The following is a 2583-nucleotide window of genomic DNA, read 5'->3' as shown; positions in this document are numbered from 1 at the left end:
CTCCCAACGCATCAAGGCGCTGGAAGAATCGCTGTCCACGGTACTGGTCAAGCGCGAACGGCCGGTAGCGGCCAAGCATGCCGGTGAGGTGCTGCTGCGCCATGTGAAGGCGCTGCCTATCCTTGAAGGATCGGCACTCCAAGAACTTGGGCCAACCGCCAAACCACACGCGCCCGTGTCCCTGGCCATTGCGGTGAATGCCGACTCCCTGGCCACCTGGTTTCCTGAAGTGCTCAGGGAGTTGCTCATGGGTCAGTTGGTGGCCCTAGTTGTGATGTTGCAATAGGTTGTTCACCCGACGGCATCTGGGAGACTGGAGTTACCACGCTTCAGCACTCACAGAGGAAACCCGCCGGATGAACAGCCACAAGACTGCCAGATTGACGTTTGAAGGACGCAAATTGCTCATCGAGCGCATTGCCGTCCTGGGGCTGATGCCAGCGGCCGAGGCCGCTGGCATCAGCGTGCGGACCGCCCGTAAGTGGCGCCGTCGCTTCGAAGTGGGCGGAGTCGATGGCCTCATGGACTGCAGCTCACGCCCCGCCAAGACACGCAGCACCATTGATGAGGCACTCGGCCAGCGCATCGAGCAGTTGCGGCGCAGCCGTATGCCCATGCGCCGCATCGCTGCGGTGGTCGGGCGCAGCGTGGCCACCATCAGTCGCTGGTTGGCCAAGCTTGGCCTCTCCAGCCTGAAGGCGCTGCAGCCCGCTGCGCCCGTTTTTCGCTACGAACACGATACTCCCGGGGCCATGCTGCACATGGACACCAAGAAGCTCGGGCGCATCGAGCGACCCAGCCACCGTGTCACCGGCAACCGCCGCGACTCCGTCGATGGCGCCGGCTGGGAGTTCGCCCACGTGGCCATCGATGACCACAGTCGGGTGGGCTTCGTGCAGATGCATGCCGATGAGCGCAAGGGCTCGGCGGTGGACTTCCTGCAAGCCGCCGTTGCCCACTATGCCGCGCTGGGCGTGCGCATCGAGCGCCTGCTGACCGACAACGGCTCGGCCTACCGCTCGCGTCTGTTCGCCAAGACCTGTCAGGCGTTGGGTATCAAGCACTGCTTCACCAAGCCCTACCACCCGCAGACCAATGGCAAGGCGGAGCGATTCATCCAGACTTGCCTGCGCGAATGGGCCTACGGCAGAACCTGGAGCCACAGCACCGAGCGCACCGCCTGGCTGCCATCCTTCTTGACTTACTACAACACCCGCAGGCCTCACTCGGCCCTAGCAGGCTGCTGAAATACCCCACGCTGAAGCCACCCCCATCAGTGCAATGAGGCAGTTTCGGTCGATTGGGTGTGTCGCGGTCGCGCAAAGCGTCATCCAAGGGGATGTTTTACGTGTTTGAAGGGCCTTTTCCCCGTATTTGACGCTCATTGCGCCCCCTGCAGACGGACTTGTCCCAAGGTGCGCATGCGCACCAGGTTGTACGCCGCCATGGTCATCACGAAGACTTGGCCGACGCTCTTAATGCCACGTACCATCACTTGGCGAATCGGGCCGATGAACTTGCCCCAGCCAAAGCCTTGTTCGATGCGTTTGCGCTTTTGTTGTGAGATGGCGTAGCCCTCGCTGGTGGCGAGCTCATCGGGCACGGCCGATGATCTGCCCGCCTTGTTTTGCGCGACATGCGGCGCGACCTTGATGTCTTGCAAGGCCTTGATGAACTCGGCCGCGTCGTAGCCCTTGTCCGCACCCAAGGTGATTTCGCCTTCGGGGTTGGCCGCGCGCGCATCGCCGATCATCAGCTTGGCCGCTTCGCGCTCGGCGTAGCCATCGGCTTGCGTGACCATCGCGCCCACCACCAGACCGTTGCGGTTCTCCATCAACGTGTGTCCCATGAAGCGCAGCTCGCTGGCGGTCTTGCCTTTGCGGTACAGCCTGCTGTCGGGGTCGGTACTCGATTCGTGTGTCTCGTTGCTGCGGGGTTTGCCTCGGAAGTCACCGCCACCGCCACCGCCACCGCCATCAGCATCGTCACCACCGTCCTTGGGCACGAAGCTCTTGTGCCCAGCCCAGGCCTGGATCAAGGTGCCGTCCACGCTGAAGTGCTCCTTGGACAGCCACTTCTTCTTGTCGGCCTGTTTGAGCACCTCGTTGAAGAAGACCACCACCGCTTCGTGTTCGATCAAGCGCTGGCGGTTCTTGCTGAACACCGTGGGTACCCAGGTTGCATCGTCCATCGACAGACCAATGAACCATCGAAACAGCAGGTTGTATTGCGTCTGCTCCATCAACTGCCTCTCGGAACGAACGGAGTACAGCACTTGCAGCAGCATGGCGCGCAACAGCTTCTCGGGTGCGATGCTGGGACGTCCGCCCTTGACGTCGTCTTCATACATCCGGGCGAACAGCCCGCCCATCTCGGCCAGCGCCTTGTTGACCATCGTGCGGATGACTCGCAACGGGTGATTCCCTGGCACGAAGTCGTCGAGCTTCTTGAGGGTGAACAGGCCTTCGGTGTAGGTGTCAGCGCCGCGCATGAGGGAGTCGTTTCGAGGTGACGGGATGTGCCCCTACTGTGCCACGACACACCGTTTCGAGCGACTTGCCTATGAGGTATTTCAGCAGCCTG

2 protein-coding genes and 1 pseudogene are annotated in these 2583 nt (G+C 62.0%); 2 read left to right on the top strand and 1 reads right to left on the bottom strand.

Annotated features, from left to right (window positions below; all coding sequences use genetic code 11):
* Both ABYB95_RS21290 and ABYB95_RS21285 read left to right on the top strand, forming a co-directional pair.
* Positions 1-286, top strand: a pseudogene (locus tag ABYB95_RS21290) (transcriptional regulator ArgP); the annotation flags it as partial.
* Between the two features lie 70 nt (positions 287-356).
* Positions 357-1247 carry an IS481 family transposase gene (locus tag ABYB95_RS21285; RefSeq protein ID WP_372661629.1) on the top strand — a complete coding sequence of 297 codons (891 nt, stop codon included), beginning with the start codon at positions 357-359 and terminating at the stop codon, positions 1245-1247.
* 134 nt (positions 1248-1381) lie between these two features.
* On the opposite strand, the gene ABYB95_RS21280 is transcribed toward ABYB95_RS21285, so the two are convergent.
* Positions 1382-2491, bottom strand: coding sequence for an IS5 family transposase (locus tag ABYB95_RS21280; RefSeq protein WP_372661627.1), 1110 nt, complete (start codon positions 2489-2491; stop codon positions 1382-1384).
* Between the last annotated feature and the right edge of the window lie 92 nt (positions 2492-2583).

Origin of the sequence: Hydrogenophaga sp. (assembly GCF_041633695.1) — a bacterium.
GTDB lineage: Bacteria > Pseudomonadota > Gammaproteobacteria > Burkholderiales > Burkholderiaceae_C > Hydrogenophaga.
The sequence above is the reverse complement of the archived record's forward strand: the minus strand, read 5'-3'. Positions and strand labels throughout refer to the sequence as shown.

Bases quoted from the DNA above. Each gene is read 5' to 3' on its own strand.
- ABYB95_RS21285 (WP_372661629.1), top strand. From the start codon at position 357: ATGAACAGCCACAAGACTGCCAGATTGACGTTTGAAGGACGCAAATTG.
- ABYB95_RS21280 (WP_372661627.1), bottom strand. From the start codon at position 2,491: ATGCGCGGCGCTGACACCTACACCGAAGGCCTGTTCACCCTCAAGAAG.